The organism is Variovorax sp. J2L1-78 (assembly GCF_030317205.1).
GTDB lineage: Bacteria > Pseudomonadota > Gammaproteobacteria > Burkholderiales > Burkholderiaceae_C > Variovorax > Variovorax arabinosiphilus.
Window position 1 is genome coordinate 797,819 of record NZ_JASZYB010000002.1, and the last position, 20,826, is coordinate 818,644.

The window sequence follows — 20,826 nt, forward strand, 5'->3', positions numbered from 1 at the left end:
GGAAACGCCGCGCCTGACCCTGCGTCCATGGCTCGACCGGGATCGCGCGCCGTTCGCGCGCATGTCGAACGATCCGCAGGTGATGGAACACCTGTTGCCCTTCGCTTCGCCCGAGGCCGTCGATGCATGGATCGATCGACAACAGGCGCATCTGCGGACGCATGGCTTCTGCTTCTGGGCGATCGAGTCCAAGGCCGACGGTGCCTCCATCGGCGCTTCTGGGGGCAGGGCTATGCCCCCGAGGCTGCCGCGTGCGCCATCCGCTTTGGATTCGAGCACGTCGAACTCCCCGAAATCGTGGCCAACACGGTGCCCGCCAACCGGAACTCGCGCCGCGTGATGGAGAAGCTCGGCATGTCGCACACCGCCGCCGACGATTTCGATCATCCGCTCGTGCCGATCGAGCACCCGCTGCGGCGTCAGCTGCTGTATCGGTTGCCGAGGGACCGGTGGCCGGGCGGGGACAGCACGTCGCGCAGCCCCTGATGCGCTGACCCCTCCCACGCCACAGGCTGCTGGTTCTTCGCGCACAGGTAGTGATGGGTGAAGACATCCAGGTAGGCGCCCAACATTTGTGCAGCATGGTGCTCGCCCGCCAGCCCCATGCACAGCGCGGCCACTTCGCTGGTGCAGAGGTGGTCGTCGCGGCCGGAGTTGCGCAGCTGGTATCGGGAGGCCCGTTCCGGCGCCAGGCTCAGCACCGGCAGCGCGTCGAGATAGGGGCTTCGGCCGAACATCTTGCGGCCCTCGGCCCAGGTGCCGTCGAGCAGGATGAACAGCGGGCGCTTGACCAGTCCATCGGCCGACGCGTCGGGCGGTGGCACGGCGTGCACCACGCGCTCGGGCGCTGCGTACTGGCCGGGGAACACCACGAAGGGTTGCCATTGCGGGTCGCTCAGCAGGGCTAGCAATGCGGGGTCGGTCTCCGTGCGTGCCCAGCCGAAGGCGAAGGTGTCGGCGACCACGTCCGCGACCAGCCAGCCGGTGTTGCTGGGCTTGAGCGGCTCGATGTCGGCCATGAGCAGGCAGATGCCGGCGCGGGTCGACATCGTCGGGCGCAGGGCGCACAGGCAGTGGCTCGGCAGGAGCCGGCAACCGACGCAACGCTCTTGCTTGAAGCCACCGCGGGCGAGAAAGGGTTTGCTGCTGCGCGCCAGGCGGGCGGCGCGCAGCCGGGCGACGGCGTGGGGCATGCGGGGATTCTCGGGCCTGCGCTGCCACCGGCGCCTCGAGGCGTTCAGGCCAACGGCGTGCAGCAGCTGGTGCGCATCTCCGCGACCCAGTGCGGGTCGTGCCACCAGGCGTCGTCCTCCACGACGTGCGCCGCAAGGGCTGCGACGAGGTCTTCCGATTCCGCGGTGGCCACAGGCACGGGCTGCTGCGCTTCGAAGGGCGCGATCAGTTCGTCCACCGTGTGGTCCACGCCGCCCACCATCACGCGCCGCACGCGCATGGCGGCGCCGATGTCCTGCAGCGGGTCGCCGTCCACGCAGACCAGGTCGGCCAGCTGGCCGCGCGCCAGCGTGCCGACGTCGTGGCCCAGCACCTGGCCGGCGTTGCGGGTGGCGGTGCGCAGCGCGTCGACCGGGCGCATGCCGTGCCGGACCATCGCGCGCAGGTTCAGGTGCAGGCTGATGCCGGGCGCGACGATGGGGTAGTCGCTGCCGCAGACGATGGTCATGCCCGCGGCCTGCTGCGCCAGGAGGGTGGCCACCTGGTTGGCGACCATGCGCACCGGCCGGCTCGGGCCGCCGCGCGCGGCGCGTTCGAGCGGCGCGCGCTCGGCCGGCGGAAAGAGGCGCTGCACGCGCGGGTCGTTCAACACCTCGTCGGGCGCATCGCCCAGCAGGCCGTCGATGCCGAAGATCGTGGGCGTGCGGAAGCTGCGCGACGCCGCGGCGATGGCGATCACGTCCTGGTAGCCGACGCCCAGTGCGCTGCCGGTGCGAGAGTAGCCGAAGCGGCTGGTGCCACCCATGTGCTCGTGCCCCTGCGCACCGAAGGCGACGGCGGGGAAGAGGTAGTGCGAGCTGATCGGGATGCCCAGGCGCCGCGCCATCGCGGTGGCGCGCGCCTGCAGCTCGAGCGGCAGGCGCACGTAGCACTTGAGCAGGTCGTAGTCGAGCGCGCGGGCGCGCTCGAACTCGCGCAGCAACTGCCCGGCCTCGCGGATCGGGTGCATGCCGTCGTAGAACACGCGCGCGCCGTCGAGCGCCTCGCCGGTGCCGAAGTGGCGCGGGCCGATGCGCCAGCCGGCGTCGACCGATTCCTTGTTCTCCAGCGTGAGGTAGGCGTTGTCGCTCAGGCCGCGCGTGCTGGTGATGCCGTAGGCCAGGAAAATGCGCGGGTCGCGCAGGCCCAGCTGGTTGCCCATCTCGCGGTGCGTGTGCATGTCGATCAGGCCGGGCATCACGGTGAGGCCGCTCGCATCGACCCAGCGCACGCCGGGGCGCTGGGCGCGGTGCGGCTCGATGGCGGCGATGCGGTGGCCGTGGATGACGATGTCGACGTTCTCGCGCAGCGCCTCGCCGATGCCGTCCCACAGCCGGCCGGCATGCACGACCGTGGTTTGTGCGGGCGGGGCCACGCGCCATTGCAGGGCCCAGGGCACGTCGTGTGCGGTACTGGTGGCGTCGTCCAGCGTGCGCAGGCGCAGGCGGCCGTTCGACAGGTACATCAGCGTGCGGCCGTCGGCGCTCAGGCTCAGCGCGTCGGCGCTGTCGTCACCCAGCGCCTCGGGCGCGCCCTGCAGCGTGCCGTCGGCGGCGATGGGCGAGCGCCAGGGCGTGCCGCCCAGCGTGTAGATGAAGTGCCGGCCGTCGGGCGACCACAGCGGCCCGTTGACGTTGCGCACGTCGAGCGACACGCCCGGCCGCACCCGCTGGTAGCGCATGCGCCCGCTGGCAAGGTGAACCGTGAGGATCGCGGTCAGCCCCTCGCGGTAGCGCGATGAATAGGGTTGCACCGCCGCCAGCGCCAGGTGGCTGCCGTCGGGCGACCAGCTCGGCCGGCCCGACCACACCGTCTGCTTCGCCACGCGCTGCAACGCGCCGGTGCCCGGGTCGACGAGGCACAGCCAGCCGTCTTCCGACGCACAGACGATGCGTTGCCCGTCGGGCGACCAGGCCGCCTGCTTGAGCGGCCGGTCGGCCTGCGTGAGCTGGCGCGCGCCGCCGCCGGCCAGGTCGTGCAGCCACAGCTGCAGCATGCCGCTGCGGTCGCAGGCATAGACGAGCGTGCGCCCGTCCGGCGACCAGGCCGGCCCGATCTTGGCGAAGGCGTCGTGCGTGAGCTGGCGCGGGTGCGGGTCGCCGATCGTCAGCAGCCAGAGCTGGCCGAGCGCGCCGAAGGCGATGCGGGTGGCGTCGGGCGACAGCGCCGGAAAGGCGATGCCCTTGACCGTGCGCGGCACGGTGCTGTCGAAGTCGCGGCGGCGGTGCAGCGGCGCGCGGTGGGCGGTCACGCGCACCGTGGCGTTGAAGGGGATGCGGGCGGTGATGGCCGATGCGCCTGGTGCGCGAAGCAAGGTGCGGCGCTTGATCTCGCCGTCGGCGGTGTACAGCAGCTCATTGCCGGACAGCCACACCGCCGGCACGGGGAACACGTCTTCGGCCGCGTCGCTCACCGGCTGGCCGTCGACCAAGAGCCGGGTCGATTGCACGTCGCGCGCCGTGCCGGCGACCACGCGCCAGCTCAGGCGGCCGTCGGGCGACCAGGCCGGCGCGCTCGCGCCCGGCCCGTCGAAAACAGTGGCGATCGCAGCGCCCGAAGCGGTCGCATCGGCCACGCGAATGCGCCCGCCGCTCGAGAAGGCCACGCGCCGCCCGTCGGGCGACCATGCGGGTTCCCCGTCTTCCGCGTCGGTGTCGGCCAAGCGCCGCACGCGGCCCGAGGCGATGTCGAGTGCGTAGATCGCGTAGTGCCCGCTGCGGTCGCTGGCGAAGGCGATCTCGCGGCCGTCGGGCGACCAGGCCGGCTCGCGGCAATCGAATTCGCCCTGCGTGAGCTGCCGCAGGTCGCGGCCATCCGGCGCGATACGCCAGAGCTGGAAGCTGCCGTCGCGGTACGACTGGAAGACGATGCACGTGCCGTCGGGCGACCAGTGCGGCCGCGCGATGTCGTGCAGGTAGCCGGTCAGCCGCCGTGCCGTGCCGCCTTCGACCGGCACGGTCCACAGCAGGCCCTGCAGGTCCATCGCCAGCGTGCGGCCGTCGGGCGACAGCGCGATCGCGAGGTTGGTGCCCTGCGTGAGCACGACGGGCGTGTCGCCCCATTCCTCCTGTTCGACAGGCACCGTCGACGCTGGCGGGTCGGCCGCCGATGCAGGCATGGCCCAGGGCGCCATGGCCGCGGCGGAGGTGATCGCGCCGAAGGACAGGAAGCCGCGGCGGCTCAGGCCGCGCCCGGTGCGGCATCGGGAACAGAACGGAGACAACATGACGCATCGGGCTGTGGCGAAGCCATCGATGCTAGGCAAGGGGCTGGCGCGCCGTGTCGCCATTTGCGCGGGGCGCGGCTGCGCTTTCGGCCACGCGGCGGCGCGACTGCCGCCCTGGCCCCGTGCGTCAGTGCCTCAGTCCAGTTCTTCCTCGACCTCGCTCGGGCGCGGCGCACGTTGCTGCGCGCGCTGGGCCGTGGCGACGCATTCGTCCATCGGCAGCGAGCGCATGTCGTCGAGCCTTCGGGCCATCTGCTCGGCGAAGCGCGCGGCGGGCAGCGGCAGGGTGCGGCCCTTCAGCTGGCCCAGCACCAGCGGCCCGTAGGCGCTGTCGGCCTCGTCGATGGGCCGCACGGCCAGGTCGGGGTCCTGGCGCCAGCGGCTGCTGCCGATGTCGACCTGGAAGGTGATGATCTCGGTGCCCTTCACCATGTCGGACAGCAGGTCGAAGGAGTTCGACTCGATCACCGGGTTGGGCTGGCGCGAACCGCGCGCGAGGATCTGGTCGATGAGCTCGCGGCCCGAATAGCTCGCGTCGGGCAGCGCCAGGTCGTACACCAGGCAGTCGCGCATGCGCACCTTCTCCTTGGCCGCCAGCGGGTGGTCCTTGGCCATCACCGCCACCATGCCCTGGCCGATGGACATCAGCGGCTGCAGCTCCGCCGCATGCGGCGGGCGGAAGACGAGGATCAGGTCGGCCTCGTAGGCCAGCAAGAGGCGCATCGCGGAGGCATGGTCGCAGACGTTCACCGTCAGCTTGACCAGCGGGTGCTTGGCGCGAAAGGCGTTCATCTCTTCGAGCAGCACGCCGCGCGCCACGGCCTGGCTGGCGGCGATGCGGATCTCGCCGCGTCGCAGGCCCGACAGCGCCTCGATCTGCGAATACACGCGCCGCAGGTCGGCGTTCTGGTTCTTGATCCAGCCGATGAAGATCTCGCCGGCGGCCGTCAGCTGCACGCCGGAGGAGGTGCGCTCGAACAGCGCGGCGCCGAGGTCGGACTCGACATCCTGGATGCGGCGCAGCAGCGCCGAGGGCGTCAGGTGCAGGCGCTCGGCGGCCTGACGCACGGACCCGGTGCGGGCCACCTCTTCCAGATAGCGCCAGACGCGCATGTTTCGCAAGGCCATCGAATCCTCCTCGGGCATGAAAGTCAACACGGCCGCGCCAATTTGGCACCTCGAAAGTGCACGGGATCCATTAACGTGGTCCTGAGCACGCGATATCGGTACATCGCGCGGTGTTTCCGCTTGCCAGAGCAAGGGGGGTGCCAGATGGCGCCGGATCGCGTTGCCATTTACGAACAAGAGGAACACGACATGGATTTGGGTTTGCGCGGCAAGGTCGTCATCGTCACCGGTCCGGCCAAGGGGCTGGGGCCGGCCATCACGCAGGCATTCGCCCGGGAAGGCTGCCGGCTGGTGCTGGCCAGCCGCGACCTAGAGGCCATCGACGCCATCGCCATGAAGACCGAAGGGCTGGGCGGGCAGGCGCTGCCGGTGCGCTGCGACGTGACGGTACCGGCCGAGACCGACCGCATGGCCGAGCTGGCGATCCAGCAGTACGGGCAGATCGACGTGCTGGTCAACGTGGCCAGCGACACCGGCCCGATCGGCGACGCCACCTGGAACACCTCGCCCGAGGAGTTCGAGCACACGATGCAGGTGAACCTGCTGGGCTGCTTCAACACCATGCGCGCCGTGCTGCCGCGCATGATCTCGCGCCGCTACGGAAAGATCGTCAACGTCGGCGGCACCTACGGCATGCGCGCGCGGGCCGGCCGCATGGCGTACTCGGCCTCGAAGTGGGGGCTGCGCGGCGTGACCAAGTCGGCCGCGCTGGAAGCGGGCGCGCACAACATCAACGTCAACCTCGTCGCGCCGGGCATGGTCGACGACGAGCGCTTCCGCAGCCTCTGGATTCCGGAGGCCATGCGCAAGTTCGGCCTCGACGAGGCGCAGGCCGAGGAACGCCAGGCCGAGGAATACGCATTGCGCCGCATCACCACCGACATGGACGTGGCCAACGCCTGCCTCTTCCTCGCGTCGGATGTCTCCAAGCAGATCACCGGCGTGGACCTGCCGGTCGACGGCGGCTGGGCGGCGCTTTGAACGCTGGCGACGGTCCGGTGCATGTCGATGTCGCGCAGGTGTTTGCGAGGCCAGGCGTCGACGCACCGCTCGGCCCGTCGCGGCTTCACCTGGACGCCGGCCGCATCGTCCGCATCGAGGCACTGGCCGACCTGCCGACCGCGGCGCGCCATCACGTCGCGCTGCCCGCACCGGCCGATGCCCATGACCACGGCCGCGGCCTGCGCACGCTGGCCTTCGGCGCGCGCGACCAGTCGCTGGAAACCTGGCTGCCCGAACTGGCCTTCGAGCCGCGCGTCGACCCCTACCTGCGCGCCGCCGTGGCCTTTGCGCGCATGGCCGAAGGCGGCATCGCGGCGGCCAACCATTGCCACAACACACAGGACAGCCAGGCGCTGCTGAAAGAGGCCGAAGGCGTGGCCCGTGCCGCGCGCGACGTGGGCCTGCGGATCGGCTTCGCCGTGCCCTTCGCCGGCCGCAACGGCGTGGTCTATGGCCCGCTCGAGCCGCTGCTGGCGCACCTGCCGGCGGCCGACCACGCGCGCGTGCACGCCATGCGCCAGCCGACACGCACGCTGCAGCAGAACTTCGCGCTGGTCGAAGAGATCGCGCAGCTGGAACACGAAGGCTTTCGCGTGCAGTACGGCCCGGTCGGCCCGCAGTGGGTGGACGACGAGGCGATGGCGGCCATCGCCCTGGCCAGCGCCGACACCGGCCGGCGCGTGCACATGCACCTGTTCGAGACACAGCGCCAGCGCGCCTGGGCCGATGCGCACTACCCGCGCGGCCTGCTGCGCCACCTCGACGGCATCGGGCTGCTGTCGCCGCGCCTCACCGTGGCGCACGCGGTCTGGCTCGACGACGACGACTGCGGGCTGCTGGCCGAACGCGGCGTCACGGTCAGCGCCAACGTGTCGTCGAACCTGCGGCTGCGCACGGGCCTGCCGCCGTGGCGGCGCTACCTCGACGCCGGCCTGCGCTTCGGCCTGGGGCTCGACGGCATGAGCCTGGACGACGACGAAGACATGCTGCGCGAGATGCGTCTGGCCTGGCACCAGCTGCAGACGGCCGATGCCGGCAGCGACGAGCGCTTTGCGTTGGGCGACCTGTTCCGCGCCGTGTGCGTGCACGGGCGGCAGAGCATCACCGGCGCCGATGGCGGCGGCGAACTGGCCACCGGTGCGCCGGCCGACATCCTGGTGCTCGACACGCGGCGCCTGTCGCGCGATGTGCTCGCCGAGGCGCCCGATCATCGGCTCGAACGCCTGATTGCGCGCATGACCAAGCGCGACATCCATCGGCTGATCGTCGGCGGCCGCAGCGTGGTGCACGACGCACGCTGCCAGTCGGTGGACCTGCCCGCCCTGGAAGCGGCGCTCACGGCCGATGCAGAGGCCGCATGGCAGCGACAGCCGCCGGATGCGCCGGCCATCGAGCGGCTGCGGGTCGCCGTGCGGGCGCACTACCGCTGCGGGGGATGCGGGCCTGGAGGCCAGAGCGGCGAAGGCGGCAGCCACGGCAGAGGATGAGCAATACATCACGCCGGATCGGCCGGGCGCCCAGCGGGCTGGTCAAATGTGAAAATGTCACATACAGTTGTTTCATCCACTCACGACCTCTGTATGCCTCACATGCACTCGCACGCTGCCGTTCTCGAGAGCGACTTTTCAAACTGGGCTCGGTTGACCGAACAGTATTCAGAAGGCATGGAGGCGCTGCGCCGCCACGAGCCGGGCGCATCTGCCAGGATGATGGAGATCGCCAGGCAGCTGCGCCAGTACGCTCTTCTCGTCGGTGAGGCACCCCTGCCGCCGATTTCCGCCGAGTCGCAGAAGACCCGCCAGGTGTCCGTCGCCTCGACGTTGGGACGGCTCGCCATGGCGATGCCCACGCTGCCTCGCATCCGGGCTCGACGCATGCTGTCCATGGCCGTCCTGCCGTCCTGAGAATTCGAGCAACTCGGCGACAATCGCCGTCGTCCAATGAATCAACTCGCCTTGGCACTGTCCGCTTGCGCACGCGTTCTGCGGCCGGTGGTCAGGCTCGCCATGGGCCTGGGTCTGAAGCAGCCGCACTTGCAGGAACTGCTCAACGAATTGCTGCTGGATGAAGCGCGCAGGTCGTGGCAATCCAAGGGGGTGCAACCGAACCTCAGTCAGCTTTCCATCACGACGGGCATCAACCGGAAAGCGGTCACGACGAGGGTTCGCGCGCCGCGCGATCCATTGGCGCCGACCGAGCTCTCCTCTGCGGCGAAGACCCTCACGGTGTGGCTGGAGATGGCCACGGACAACCCGAAGCTGCACAAACTGCCCGTGATGAGCGAGAGCAAGGCGCCGTCGTTCGAGTCCATGGCATGGATCGGCAGTCGGGGCAATGTGCATCACCGCGTCATTCTTGAAGAGCTTGTCCGCCTGGGACTGGTGACCGACCACGGCACCCAGGTCGAGCTCAAGGCCGATGGTTTCATCCCCGTGAACGACCTGGCCGGCATGCTGGCCTTCTTCGCCGACAACGGGCGTGATCATCTGAACGCGTCGGTGTCCAACATCTTGGCGGAACGCCCGCCGCTGCTGGAGCGATCGATCTTTGCGCATGGCCTTCCGATGGCCGCCTGCGAGGAAATTCACCAGTTGGTCCGGGCCCGCTGGAGCACGTTGCATCACGAGCTGGCGCATGAAATGCGAACCGCCATCGACACCGCGGGCGAGGGCGCGACGGCTCGGATCAGGGTAGGCATCTACACGTATTTCGAAGACGCCAAGGGAAGCTCCGAGGAGTCCTTCGATGCGGCGTCAAAGGAAAGTTTGAAGCCATGAAAAAGCGCCTGATGCGTGGCCTTGTCGCGCTGTCGACCGTGTTCGTTCTTTCCTGCGGTGGTGGTGACGCCATCGACGGGTCGCCGGCGGCCGGTTCGTCTGGCGCAGCCGTCGCCACCGGGGACGTGAGTTCGCCGGACTGGGGCTTCGTGGGCCAGACCGGTTCCCACGATGGCGGCGGCAACGCAGGCGCCGACGCCGGATCGGGCGCCGCAAGTGCCGGGGCCGGCGCAGCAGGCGGCAGTGGTGACACCGCCTCGGCCTCCTCCGGCGATGCCGGTGGCGTGGGCTCCGGCGGCACGGGGGCTTCCGCATCCGCGGGCGACAGCGGCGATTCGGGCGTGGGGGGCGTGGGCGGCGTCGCCAGCATCATCGTCAACGACGTTCGGTACAACACCGCTGACGCCGTGCTGAAGCTGCGCGATGCGCCGCAGCTGCAACTGGGCATGACCGCCAAGGTCAACGGATCCACCAATGCGGACTTCACCGCCGGTGAGGCCACGGAGGTCGAGTCCGCTGCGGATGCGCGTGGCGTGGTCACCTCGATCAACGCGGGCAATGGTGAGCTGGTCGTGCTCGGCATGACCATCAATACAGACGCGACGACGGTGTGGGGCAACATCCCGGGCCTCGACGCGCTGGCCCCCGGAATGACCGTGCAGGTGTGGGGCTTGCCTGCCGGGCCGGGCTTGCTGCGTGCGACGCGGATCGAGAAACGGGTGGCCGGCACCCCGATCCTCTCGGGGGTCGTTCAAAACCTCGACGTGGCCAACCGCCAGTTCCTGCTGGGAAGCCTGGCCGTCGATTTCAGCCAGATCGCTTCGCCTGCCGCGCTCGCGGCGGGGGTCAACGTGCGCGTGCGTACGAACCTGTCGCTGGCGGCCGGCGTGCTGCAAGCCAGTTCGGTCGAGCTCTGGTACCCCGTTTCGCTGCGAGACGGCACGCGCCGCCAGCTGGGTGGCGTGGTGACGGATTTCAGCGGAATCTCCAGCTTCCGGGTGCTCGGCACGCCCGTGGACGCCTCGTCCGCGCAGGTGTCGGGGGGGCCGGCGGCGGCGATTGCCAATGGCGTCGAACTGAATGTGGCCGGCACCGTCGTCAACGGGTCGCTGGTGGCCACCAAGATCAAGATCAAGAAGACCCCGGGTGGTGCGAGTTCGGCTTCCTTCACGGCCATGGGCACGGTGAGTGCTTTCAAGTCGCTCGCGCAATTCAAGGTGAAGGGCCAGGCGATCGATGCCAGCGGGGCCGGCATCCAGTATGTGAATGGGGCGGCAGGCCAACTTGGCAACGGCGTCCAGGTCACCGTGGTGGGTGGGCGCATCGTCAACGACGTGTTGATCGCCACGCAGGTCATCTTCGACTGACGGCGCACCACGGCCCGTTCGATGGGTCCTTGGCTCAATGGGTGCGGGCTGGTGTGCAGGACACCTCCCGTTACCAGAGCGTCACGAGGCGAGCGTGCGTCCGACATCCAGCGCAAGGCGCAACAGAAAAAATGTAGGGATGTGATTTTTTCCCATCCATCGATTTTTCTGGGAGGGGCCATGTCGGCTCAACATTTCCTGCGGGTCGACCGCCCCAGGCTGGGCGCGATTCCGGCCTTCAATCGAGACGCTGCGGCGCTCGCTCGTGCAACGCGCGCCCGTGCGGCGTTCCAGTTGCGTCTCGTCGATACCTTTCGTGCCTACCTGGCAGGCGACGGCTCCGAGCCCAGCGATGCGGATCTGCGCACGTTCGCCCGGCTGGCGGCCGAAGAACACCGGCTCGAGCAGCGGTTGGCCGACGCCTCGAGCCGCGGCGTTGCAGGACCCACCCAGGACGTGCACGCAGGGCGGGCATCCGGGGGGCTTCGGTGAAAGTGGCCAGCGGATGCTTCACGGTGCAAGGGGCGCCGTCGGGCGATGGGTATGGGGGTGCCTTCGAATACACCAATCCCGCGCCGCTCGTGGCGTCGGTGCCCGCCGACAGGTTGTCGTCGATATTTGCCATCGACATCTCGCCCTTGTGTATCGCGTTCTGCGTGGTCATGAATATCGCCGCGCTGATGCTGGTGCTTCCCAGGGCGTGGTGAGCACGCGGCGCAGTGTTCTGAGGCCGCCTGGTGCCAAGGCCGGCCTCAGCGCAGCGCCGCTGCCAACCCCTGGATCACCCCCGCCTTCGGCGAATCCCGCAGCCACGCCAGCCCCACCGGCGGCAGGTTCCACGGCAGCGGGCGCGGCATGACTTCGGCGGCGCCGGTGGCGGCCACGGCCTGCGCCACGTCGCGCGGCAGGATCGTCACGGCCCGCGGTAGCTGCTGCATGGCCGAGGCGACGGTGCGCACCGCATAGGCCTCGAGCAGCGGCACGGGCACCGTGCGGCCGGCGGCGGCGAAGACGGTGTCGATCATCTGGCGGATGGGCGTGTCCGAGGGCGGGAAGATCCAGTCCATCTCCGACAGCAGCGAGATGTCGACCGTGTCCTGGCGCGCGAGGCGCGGCGCGCTGGCCTTCGACACCACCACGCAGGCCTCCTGCCGGTACAGCAGCTCCTGCACCAGGTCGTCGTCGGTGCTGTCGTGCGAGAAGCGGCAGATGGCGCAGTCGAGCGTGCGCTGGCGCACCGCCAGCACCAGGTTGTGCGTGGTGTCCTCGTGCGCCAGCAGCGCGATGCGCGGGCGCAGGCCGAAGAGGTGCTGCCACGCGGCGTCGAGCGTCTGCGTCGCGGCGTAGGGGATCACGCCCATGCGCAGCCGCCCTTGCAGCCCGGCGCCGCTGACGGCGCGCAGCTCCTGCTGCAGCGCGTGGTTGTCCGCCACGGCGAGCCTGGCGCGCGCCAGCACCACCTCGCCGGCCACCGTCGGCTCCAGGCCACGTCGGCTGCGGATGAAGAGCGGCGTCATGAAGATGTCCTCGATGTCGGCCAGCGCACGCGTCACGGTCGGCTGCGCGAGCGACAGCTGCTCGGCCACGCGGGTGATGGAGCGGTGCCGGTCGACCGCCATCAACAGCACGTAGTGCCGCATCTTCAGGCGGGTTTCCAGGCGCAGGGCGAGGGCGTCGGGGGCGAGGGGCGCAGGAGGCATGGTGCCCTGGAGCATAGCAATCGATGCATGCATCGATAGCAATCCATGTGCATTGGCCTATTTCATGCGACCAGAATCGGCGCATCCCTTCGATGCACCAGAACCATGAGCACCTTCACCACCCGCCCCGAGATCACCGGCACGCATGGCGTCGCCGCGGCCACGCACTGGCTCGCCGCGCAGACCGCCATGGGCGTGCTCGAACGCGGCGGTAACGCCTTCGACGCGGCCGTGGCCGGCGGCTTCGTGCTGCAGGTGGTGGAGCCGCACCTCAACGGCGCGGGCGGCGAAGTGCCCATCCTCTTCTGGAGCGAGAAGGACCGGCGCATGCAGTCGGTCTGCGGCCAGGGCGCCGCACCGGCCGAGGCCTCGGCCGCGGCCTTCCGCCGCCTGGGGCTCGAACAGGTGCCGGGCATCGGCCTGCTGCCGGCCACCGTGCCCGGCGCCTTCGGGGCGTGGCTGACGATGCTGCGCGACCACGGCACCTGGTCGCTGGCCGACGTGCTCGCGCCGGCCATCGGCTACGCACGTGATGGCTACCCGCTCATCCCGCGTGCGGTGCAGGCCATCGTCGCGGTGCAGGCGCTGTTCCGCGAACACTGGACCTCGTCCGCCGAGGTCTGGCTGCCCGACGGCCAGGTGCCCCAGCCCGGCGCACTGTTCTGCCAGCCGCGCCTGGCCGCGACCTACGAGCGCCTCGTGCGCACCGCCGAGAGCGACGGTGGCGGCACGCGCACCGGCACCATCGATGCCGCGCTGCGCTGCTGGTACCAGGGCTTCGTCGCGCGCGAGATCGACAACTACTACCGCACGGCCCAGGTGCGCGACACCACCGGCGAGCGGCACGCCGGCCTGCTGCGCTACGACGACATGGCGCAGTGGCAGCCGACCATCGAGCCGCCGCTGACCGTCGACTTCGGCCGCTACACGCTGGCCAAGTGCGGCTTCTGGAGCCAGGGCCCGGCCTTCCTCGAGCAGATCGGCATGCTGCGCCACGCCGGCCTCGAACAGCACGCGCCGCACACCGCGGGCTTCGTGCACCGCATCGCCGAAGCGGCCAAGCTGGCGATGGCCGACCGCCTGGCCTGGTACGGCAGCGCACCCGGGGCGTCGCGCGAAGCGCAGATGGCGCTGCTGTCCGACGACTACCTGCGCCAGCGCTGGATGGCCGTGGGCGACCGCGCATCGCAGCAGCTGCAGCCTGGGTCGCCGCTCGGCCAGGCGCCGCGCCTGCCCGACCTCGACGTGGTCGCGCGCACGCTGCGTACCGCCGACACGCGCTTCGGCATCGGCGAGCCGACCTTCGCGGCGCTGCCACCCGTTGCGGAGTGGGCGGAGCGCGAAGTCTTCGTCGGCGACACCTGCCACATCGACGTGATCGACCGCCACGGCAACATGGTCGCGGCCACGCCCTCGGGCGGCTGGCTGTCGTCCAGCCCGGTGATCCCGGCGCTCGGCTTCGCGGTCAACACGCGCCTGCAGATGACCTGGCTCGACGACGGCCTGCCCAACACCGTGACGCCGGGCGTGCCGCCTTGCACCACGCTGTCGCCGTCGCTCGCGCTGCGCGACGGCGAGCCCTACATGGTGTTCGGCACGCCCGGCGGCGACCAGCAGGACCAGTGGTCGCCCGCCTTCTTCCTGCGCCATGCCGTGCACGGCATGAACCTGCAGGAGGCCATCGACGCGCCGGCCTGGCACGTCGACCATTTCCCTGCGTCGTTCTGGCCGCGCACCACCACGCTCAACCGGCTCACGGTCGAGTCGCGCTTCTCGCCCGAGGTGCTCGATGCATTGCGCGCGCAGGGGCACGACGTGAAGGTCGGCGAGCCGTGGTCGGAAAGCCGCCTGTCCGCCTGCACGCGCGAGCACGACGCGCAAGGCCGCCTGCTGCTGCGTGCGGCGGCCAACCCGCGCGGCATGCAGGGCTACGCCGTCGGCCGCTGACCTGAACCCCCTTCTTTTTTCTCGAGGAGTCCTTCCCATGTTTTCACGCCTCCGACGTAGCCTCACGCTGCTGGCCCTCTGCGGCTTCGCCACCCTCGCCGCGGCCGAGTGGCCCGACAAGCCCATCACGCTGGTCGTGCCCTGGGCTCCCGGCGGCTCGACCGACATCCTCGCGCGCTCGCTGGCCGAGCAGCTGACCAAGTCGCTGGGCCAGACGGTCATCGTCGACAACCGCGCGGGTGCGTCCGGCAACATCGGCTCCAACTTCGTGGCCAAGGCCAAGCCCGACGGCTACACGCTCTTGATCGGCTCGATGAGCACGCATGCCATGAACCCGGCGCTGATGCCCGCCATGCCCTTTCGCGGCGTCGAGGACTTCACGCCCATCGCACAGATGGCCAACGTGATCAACACCATGGTCATCAACCCGGCGGTGCCCGTGACCAACGTGAAGGAGTTCATCGCCTACGCCAAGGCCAACCCCGGCAAGTTGGCCTACGCGTCGGCCGGGCCTGGCTCCACCAACCACCTGAGCGCGGTGCTGTTCGAGAAGGCCGCGGGCATCGAGATGCTGCACGTGCCCTACAAGGGCGGCGCGCCGGCCGTGGTCGACACGGTGTCGAACCAGACGCAGGTGCTGTTCTCGGCCGGCACGCAGACGCTGCCGCACGTGAAGGCCGGCAAGCTGCGCCTGCTGGCCGTGACCGAGGCCAAGCGCTCGGCGTTGCTGCCCGACGCACCGACCGTGGCCGAGACGCTGCCCGGCTACGAGCTCGGTGTCTGGTACGGCGCCTTCGGCCCGGCCAATATGCCCAAGGAACTGGTGACCAAGCTCAACGACGAGATCAACAAGGCGCTGGCCCAACCCGAGGTGCGCACGCGCATGGATTCGATGGGCGTCGAGATCGTCAAGGGCACCCCGCAGCAGTTCGCCACCGTGCTGCGCAGCGACGCCGACCGCTACGGCAAGGTCATCCGCGAGCTTGGCATCAAGAATGAGTGAGGCGCGGACCGAGGCCATGCTCTGCCTGCCGGCCGAGGCCTGTGCGGCGCTTTGCCACGACCTGCCGCGAGCACCCCATCTGGACGCGGCACTCGGCCTGATCGAGGCCGTGCGACAGGCGCAGCTCGGCGACGGGCTGCTCACCGTCAACATCGACGCCGCGCCGGACGGCCCACAGGACGGCGACACCATCGAGCTGCAGCGGCTGTGGACTTCCAACCCCGACGCCTACCCGGTCGGCGGCCGCAAGCGCAAGACCATGACGCCCTGGACGCGCCAGCTGCTGCGCGGCGGCGAGCTGTTCGTCGGCGAGGGCGATGCGGTGCTGCGCGAGGTGTTCGACGACCATGCGCGCATCGCGTCGCTCGGCCTGCATGCGGTGCTCAACGTGCCGCTGCTCGACGCGGGCCGCTGCCTTGCGACCTTCAACGTGCTGGGCAGCCGGCCGCGGTGGTTGCCGCAGGAGCGGATGCTGGTGCAGCTGCTCGCCGTGCTCGCGACGCCGTGGGTGCTGCGCGCGGCGGCGGCCTCGGCACGCGCCTAGCGGCGCGCTTCGGGGTTGACGACGTCCGTCAGCGTGCCGGCAGCAAAGGCCCGGATGTGGTCGAAGGCGATGCCGAAATAGCGCTCGTAGTTGTCCTTCTCGACGTAGCCGATGTGCGGCGTGCACAGCACGTTGGGCAGACGCAGCAGCGGATGGTCGGCACCCAGGATGGGCTCGGCCTCGTACACGTCGACCGCTGCGAAGCCCGGGCGACCATGGGCCAGCGCCTGCGCCAGCGCACCGGGCGTGATGAGCTCGGCACGGCTGGTGTTCACCAGCAGCGCCGTGGTCTTCATGCGGCCCAGGTCCTGCGCATCGACCAGGCCCAGCGTGTCGGCGTTGAGCCGCACGTGCAGGCTGATCACGTCGCTCTCTGCGAAGAACGCCTCGCGCGATGGCGCCACCTCGAAACCGTCGGCGCGGGCGGCGGCGGTCGATGCGTCGCGGCCCCACACCCAGACCTGCATGCCGAACACGCGACCGTACGCCGCCACCTGCCGGCCGATCCGGCCATAGCTCCACACGCCCAGGCGCTGCCCGCCCAGCTGCTGCCCGAGGTGCCCTTGCCAGAGGCCCTGGCGCAGCCGCGTCGCTTCGTCGACCAGGTGGCGCCGGCTGGCCAGCGCCAGCGCCCAGGTGAGTTCGGCCGTGGCCGAGCCGGCACCGCTGCCCTCGGCGACCAGCACGCCGCGTGCCGTGCAGGCGGCCAGGTCGACATGGCCGGCCAGCTTGCCGGTCTGTGCGATGAGGCGCAGGCGCGGCAGGCGATCGAGCAGCGCGGCGTCGATGCGCGTGCGCTCGCGCGTGAGCACGATGGCCTCGGCATCCGCGAAGCGCGCAGCCAGCGTTTCGGTGTCATGGACGGTGTCGTTGAACACCTGCACGTCGTGGCCGGCGAGCTTCGCGAAGCAGTCGAGGCCGCGAACGCAGTCCTGGTAGTCATCGGGAATGACGATGCGCATGGAGGTCTCCTTCACTGCTGCGGAATGTGCAACTGTTCGACGGTGCGCTTCCACCACGCCAGGTCGCTCTGCACCAGCGCCGTGAACGCCGCAGGCGGCATGCCGCCCGGCTCGATGCCCTGTGCCTCGAAGATGCGCCGCACCTCGTCCGTCGCCAGCGCGCGCTTGACCTCGGCATAGAGCGCGTTCATCACCGGCTCGGGCGTGCCGGCGCGGGCCAGCAGGCCGTACCACCCGTGGATGTCGAAGCCGGGAAAGCCCTGCTCCGCCACGGTCGGCACATCGGGCAACCCCACGAAGCGTTTGCTCGGCGCCACGGCGAGCGCGCGCAACTTGCCTGCCTTGATCTGCGAGAGCGCACTGCTCATGTCGAGAAACATGAACTGGATCTGCCCGCCGAGCAGGTCCTGCACGGCCGGCCCGGCGCCGCGATAGGGCACGTGCACCACCTGCATGCCGGCGCGCTGCGCGAACAGCGCAGCCCCGAGGTGCGCCGACGTGCCGTTGCCCGACGAGCCGTACGACAGGCTGTCGGGCTTGGCCTTGGCCAGCGCCACCAGCTCGGGCAGCGTTTTGGCCGGGAAGTCGGGCCGCACCACCACGGCGTGCGGCACGAAGCCCACCACGGTGAGCGGCGCGAAGTCGCGCAGCGTGTCGAAGGGGTAGTCGCGCATCAGCGCAGGGTTGGTCACGGCCAGGATCGATGGAAAGACCAGGGTGTAGCCGTCGGCGGGTTGCCGCACGATCTCGCCCATGCCGATGACACCGCCGCCGCCCGGCTTGTTGTCGACGATGACCGGCTGGCCGAGCGACACCGACATGCTCTTGCCGATCGCGCGCGCCATCAGGTCGGTGGGGCCGCCGGGGGCGAAGGGCACGACGATGCGGATCGGCTTGGACGGGAAGTCCGGCGCACCGGCGGCCCAGGCCGGGCGCATCGGCAGTGCCGACACGGCCAGCCCGGCACCGATCGCGGCGCCGAACTGCCGGCGCGACATTGAATGAAGCGACCTCATGATTTGTCTCCTTGTGAGCCCTGGGGCTGCAGCACTGCCACACCGTCCGCTGCACGCACGCCCTGGCCTCGGGGCAACACGAACAACGGGTTGATCTCGGCTTCGAGCAGCCGGTCGCCCAGCACCGCCGCCATCTGCGAGAACGCGACGACCGCGTCGACCAGCGCATCGACATCGGCCGGCGGCCGGCCGCGGAAGCCGTCGAGCAGCGGCCAGGTCTTGAGGCCGCGTACCAGCGAGGCGGCCTCGCCGCGCGTGAGCCCGCCTGCGGGAAGCATCTGCAGGACCGTGTCCTGCAGCAGCTCGGCCGTGACGCCGCCCATGCCGAGCAGGATGGCCGCGCCCAGCGGATCGCGGTGAAAGCCGAGGATCAACTCGACGCCGCCGCTCGCGACCATCTCCTGCACCAGGAAACGCGAAGGCCGCACGCCGGCGAGCGCTTCGACATCGCTGGCCATGCGCGCCAGGCGCTCGCCGACCTGCGCCGGTGCCACGTTGACGGCCACCCCACCGACGTCGCTCTTGTGCGTGATCGTCGACGACAGGATCTTGAGTGCGACCGGCCCTTCGAAAGCCCGCGCTGCCTGCATCGCTTCGGCAGCGTCGGACACGATGCGCTCGCGCACGCAGGGCACGCCGAAGCGCGCGAAGAGCTGCTTGGCCTCGGCCTCGTCAAGCGCACCGACGGGCCACTCGGCATCCATGGCCATCGGCGGCAACGCCGGGCGCGCGGCCGGCGCGCGCCACGACGTGGTCTGCCGCATCGCGGCGAGCGCGCTGCTGCAGCTCTCGGGGGCCATGAAGGCCGGCACGCCGCGCTGGTTGAGCAGGCTCGCGATGCCGGGCGCATGCGGACTCACGTAGACCAGCAGCGGCTTGTCGCTGGCCGGCAGGCAGTCGTGGATGGCGTCGGCCATCAGGTCCGGCATGGCGAGCCCCGACGAGCCGACGATGACGACCACGGCGTCGTAGGTCGGGCTGGCGAGCAGCGCGCGAATGGCGCCGCGCAGCAACGTCGGCTGCAGGCCGGCCAGCGTGACGTCGATCGGGTTGCGGTCGAGCACGGCATGGTCGCCGGACTGCAGCGCGCGCAGTGCGGCGGCGGTGACCTCGTCGGGCGGTGGCGTCTCGAAGCCGCTGGTGCCGAGGCTGTCGGCCACCAGCGTGCCGGCACCGCCGGTCGATGTGAGCACGGCCACGCGCCGGCCCTGCAGGCGGCGGCTGCTCGCGAGCGCGGCCGGCAGGTCGAGCAGGTCGGCGAAGCTCTGCGCGCGGATCACGCCGACCTCGCGGAACAGCGCGTCGTACATGCGGTCCGCACCGGCCAGCGCCCCGGTGTGCGACACCGCAGCCGCGGCGCCCGATTCGGAGCGGCCGATCTTGAACACCACCACGGGCTTGCCCTGGCGCGCCGCCTTCAGCGCGGCGGCGCGGAACTTGTCGGGGTGCCGCAGGCCTTCCATGTAGAGCGCGATGACCGAGGTGGCCTCGTCGTCCGCCAGATGGTCGACGAAATCGGCCATGTCGAGGTCGGCCTCGTTGCTGGTCGAGACCAGCTTCGACAGCCCGATGCCGCGTGCCGCGGCGCGTGACAGCAGCGCCCCGAGGATGCCGCCGCTTTGCGAGACCACGCCGATGTGCCCGGCCTCGAAGCCGGCCATCTCGAGCGCACCGGTGGCCGACAGCGTGATGTTGTCGGTCAGGTTGACCAGCCCGATGGTGTTGGGGCCGAGCAGCCGCATGGGGCCGGCCGCCTCCAGCAACTGCTGCTGCCGCCGGGCGCCTTCCTCGCCGACTTCGGTGTAGCCGCTGGCCAGCACGATCGCTGCCGAGGTGCCGAGCGCCGCAAGTTCGCGCACCGCCTCGTGGGCGCGTTCGGCACCGAGCAGCACGATGCCCACGTCGGGTGCCTCGGGCAGCGAGCGGACGTCGGGGTAGCTCTTGAGGCCGCCGATCAGCTCGGCGCGTGGGTTCACCGGGTAGATGGCGCCACCGAAGCCGTGCTTGGTCAGGTAGGCGACCGGCCGGCCCGCGGTCTTGGTCGGGTCGGCAGACGCGCCGATCACCGCCACGCTGCGTGGCTTCATCAGGCGCGAGATCGCGTCGGTGCGCTCGCCAGGTCCGGTCGTGCCGCTCATGCCGCCTTCTCCCGCGTCGGGTTCAGGAAGGCCATCACCGCGTCCCGGTGCTGCTGCGTCGTGTAGCAGATGCCCTGGGCTTGGCTGCCCTGCGCGAACACCTGCTCGGCCGACAGCTCGAAGCTCTGGTTGAGGATCGACTTGCCCAGCGCCAGCGCCGGGGCGGAGCCCTGCGACAGTTCGCGTGCCCAGGCCTGCGCCTCGGCCAGCAGCGCATCGGCGCGACTGATGCGGTCGGCAATGCCGAGCGTCAAGGCTTCGGCCGCCTCGACCTTGCGGCCGGTGAAGATCAGTTCCTTGGCGCGCGCCAGGCCGACGCGCCGCGGCAGGAAGTACATGCCGCCGCCATCGGGAATCAGCCCGCGCTTGATGTAGCTCCAGGCGAAGCTGGCCTCGTCCGATGCCACCACGAAATCGCAGGCCAGTGCCATGTCGGCACCCAGCCCGTTCGCACCGCCGTTGACGGCCGCGATGACCGGCTTGGGCATCGTGTGCAGCAGGGCGACCGAGTGGTGCACGCGCTGCTGGCGCGTCCAGCCGTTGAAGCCGACCTCGCCGGCCCGCGCATCCATGCGGCGCTGCATGCCGGCGACGTCGCCACCGGCGCAGAAGCCCTTGCCGGCACCGGTCAGCACCAGCGCGCGGATGGCGCCGTCGGCCGTGACCTGTTCGAGCGCGTCGATGAGTTCGGTGCGCATCGCATCGGTGATGGCGTTGCGCTTGTCCGGGCGGTTCAGCGTGAGGGTGGCGATGCCGGCATCGACCTTCAGGTCGATCAGCGAAGGTGTGGGGGTGTGGCTCATG

General features: G+C 70.4%; 18 protein-coding genes and 1 pseudogene. 11 read left to right on the forward strand and 8 right to left on the reverse strand.

Going from position 1 to position 20,826, the window contains the following annotated elements:
* Positions 1 to 61: 61 nt before the first annotated feature.
* Positions 62 to 486 (forward strand): annotated as a pseudogene (locus QTH86_RS17685) (GNAT family N-acetyltransferase).
* Here the strand turns inward: QTH86_RS17685 and QTH86_RS17690 are convergent.
* The 3 genes from QTH86_RS17690 to QTH86_RS17700 form a co-directional block, all read right to left on the reverse strand.
* On the reverse strand, positions 420 to 1,193 hold the full coding sequence (locus QTH86_RS17690) for a tRNA-uridine aminocarboxypropyltransferase (protein WP_286647506.1): 774 nt from the start codon (positions 1,191 to 1,193) through the stop codon (positions 420 to 422). The pseudogene QTH86_RS17685 and the gene QTH86_RS17690 overlap by 67 nt on opposite strands.
* Before the next feature lie 44 nt (positions 1,194 to 1,237).
* Positions 1,238 to 4,438: an amidohydrolase family protein gene (locus QTH86_RS17695; protein WP_286647507.1), complete on the reverse strand. Its 3,201-nt coding sequence runs from the start codon at positions 4,436 to 4,438 to the stop codon at positions 1,238 to 1,240.
* A gap of 135 nt (positions 4,439 to 4,573) precedes the next feature.
* Complete coding sequence (locus QTH86_RS17700) at positions 4,574 to 5,566, reverse strand: LysR family transcriptional regulator (RefSeq protein ID WP_286647508.1); 993 nt, start codon at positions 5,564 to 5,566, stop codon at positions 4,574 to 4,576.
* Positions 5,567 to 5,755: 189 nt separating this feature from the next.
* On the opposite strand from QTH86_RS17700, the gene QTH86_RS17705 reads away from it, so the two are divergent.
* From QTH86_RS17705 to QTH86_RS17735, 7 genes are all read left to right on the forward strand, one after another.
* A complete protein-coding gene (locus QTH86_RS17705; RefSeq protein WP_286647509.1) occupies positions 5,756 to 6,547 on the forward strand; it encodes an SDR family NAD(P)-dependent oxidoreductase in 792 nt (263 codons plus the stop codon).
* A gap of 17 nt (positions 6,548 to 6,564) precedes the next feature.
* The gene (locus tag QTH86_RS17710; protein WP_286649422.1) at positions 6,565 to 8,055 is read left to right on the forward strand and encodes an amidohydrolase family protein; all 1,491 of its coding nucleotides are present in this window, start codon (positions 6,565 to 6,567) and stop codon (positions 8,053 to 8,055) included.
* Between the two features lie 153 nt (positions 8,056 to 8,208).
* On the forward strand, positions 8,209 to 8,472 hold the full coding sequence (locus QTH86_RS17715; RefSeq protein WP_286649386.1) for a hypothetical protein: 264 nt from the start codon (positions 8,209 to 8,211) through the stop codon (positions 8,470 to 8,472).
* Positions 8,473 to 8,508: 36 nt separating this feature from the next.
* Positions 8,509 to 9,345 carry a DUF6502 family protein gene (locus QTH86_RS17720; RefSeq protein ID WP_286647512.1) on the forward strand — a complete coding sequence of 279 codons (837 nt, stop codon included), beginning with the start codon at positions 8,509 to 8,511 and terminating at the stop codon, positions 9,343 to 9,345.
* Positions 9,342 to 10,712 carry a DUF5666 domain-containing protein gene (locus tag QTH86_RS17725; protein WP_286647513.1) on the forward strand — a complete coding sequence of 457 codons (1,371 nt, stop codon included), beginning with the start codon at positions 9,342 to 9,344 and terminating at the stop codon, positions 10,710 to 10,712. The genes QTH86_RS17720 and QTH86_RS17725 overlap by 4 nt, the downstream gene beginning before the upstream one ends.
* A gap of 180 nt (positions 10,713 to 10,892) precedes the next feature.
* Entirely contained in the window at positions 10,893 to 11,204 is a 312-nt protein-coding gene (locus QTH86_RS17730) for a hypothetical protein (protein ID WP_286649423.1), read from the forward strand.
* On the forward strand, positions 11,201 to 11,419 hold the full coding sequence (locus QTH86_RS17735) for a hypothetical protein (RefSeq protein ID WP_286647515.1): 219 nt from the start codon (positions 11,201 to 11,203) through the stop codon (positions 11,417 to 11,419). The genes QTH86_RS17730 and QTH86_RS17735 overlap by 4 nt, the downstream gene beginning before the upstream one ends.
* A 45-nt stretch (positions 11,420 to 11,464) precedes the next feature.
* On the opposite strand, the gene QTH86_RS17740 is transcribed toward QTH86_RS17735, so the two are convergent.
* Complete coding sequence (locus QTH86_RS17740) at positions 11,465 to 12,412, reverse strand: LysR family transcriptional regulator (RefSeq protein ID WP_286647516.1); 948 nt, start codon at positions 12,410 to 12,412, stop codon at positions 11,465 to 11,467.
* A 105-nt stretch (positions 12,413 to 12,517) separates the two neighbouring features.
* Between QTH86_RS17740 and QTH86_RS17745 the strand changes: the two genes are divergently transcribed.
* The 3 genes from QTH86_RS17745 to QTH86_RS17755 are packed head-to-tail and all read left to right on the forward strand — an operon-like array spanning position 12,518 to position 15,906.
* A complete protein-coding gene (locus tag QTH86_RS17745; RefSeq protein ID WP_286647517.1) occupies positions 12,518 to 14,359 on the forward strand; it encodes a gamma-glutamyltransferase family protein in 1,842 nt (613 codons plus the stop codon).
* Positions 14,360 to 14,396: 37 nt separating this feature from the next.
* Positions 14,397 to 15,362, forward strand: coding sequence for a Bug family tripartite tricarboxylate transporter substrate binding protein (locus QTH86_RS17750; protein ID WP_286647518.1), 966 nt, complete (start codon positions 14,397 to 14,399; stop codon positions 15,360 to 15,362).
* Positions 15,355 to 15,906, forward strand: a complete 552-nt coding sequence (locus tag QTH86_RS17755) for a GAF domain-containing protein (protein ID WP_286647519.1) — start codon at positions 15,355 to 15,357, stop codon at positions 15,904 to 15,906. The genes QTH86_RS17750 and QTH86_RS17755 overlap by 8 nt, the downstream gene beginning before the upstream one ends.
* Here the strand turns inward: QTH86_RS17755 and QTH86_RS17760 are convergent.
* From QTH86_RS17760 to QTH86_RS17775, 4 genes are read right to left on the reverse strand one after another with little or no spacing between them, the layout of a single operon-like run.
* Positions 15,903 to 16,868: a D-2-hydroxyacid dehydrogenase family protein gene (locus QTH86_RS17760; protein ID WP_286647520.1), complete on the reverse strand. Its 966-nt coding sequence runs from the start codon at positions 16,866 to 16,868 to the stop codon at positions 15,903 to 15,905. The genes QTH86_RS17755 and QTH86_RS17760 overlap by 4 nt on opposite strands.
* Positions 16,869 to 16,879: 11 nt before the next feature.
* Entirely contained in the window at positions 16,880 to 17,884 is a 1,005-nt protein-coding gene (locus tag QTH86_RS17765) for a Bug family tripartite tricarboxylate transporter substrate binding protein (protein ID WP_286647521.1), read from the reverse strand.
* The gene (locus QTH86_RS17770) at positions 17,881 to 20,022 is read right to left on the reverse strand and encodes an acetate--CoA ligase family protein (protein WP_286647522.1); all 2,142 of its coding nucleotides are present in this window, start codon (positions 20,020 to 20,022) and stop codon (positions 17,881 to 17,883) included. The genes QTH86_RS17765 and QTH86_RS17770 overlap by 4 nt, the downstream gene beginning before the upstream one ends.
* On the reverse strand, positions 20,019 to 20,825 hold the full coding sequence (locus QTH86_RS17775; RefSeq protein ID WP_286647523.1) for an enoyl-CoA hydratase/isomerase family protein: 807 nt from the start codon (positions 20,823 to 20,825) through the stop codon (positions 20,019 to 20,021). The genes QTH86_RS17770 and QTH86_RS17775 overlap by 4 nt, the downstream gene beginning before the upstream one ends.
* Between the last annotated feature and the right edge of the window lies 1 nt (position 20,826).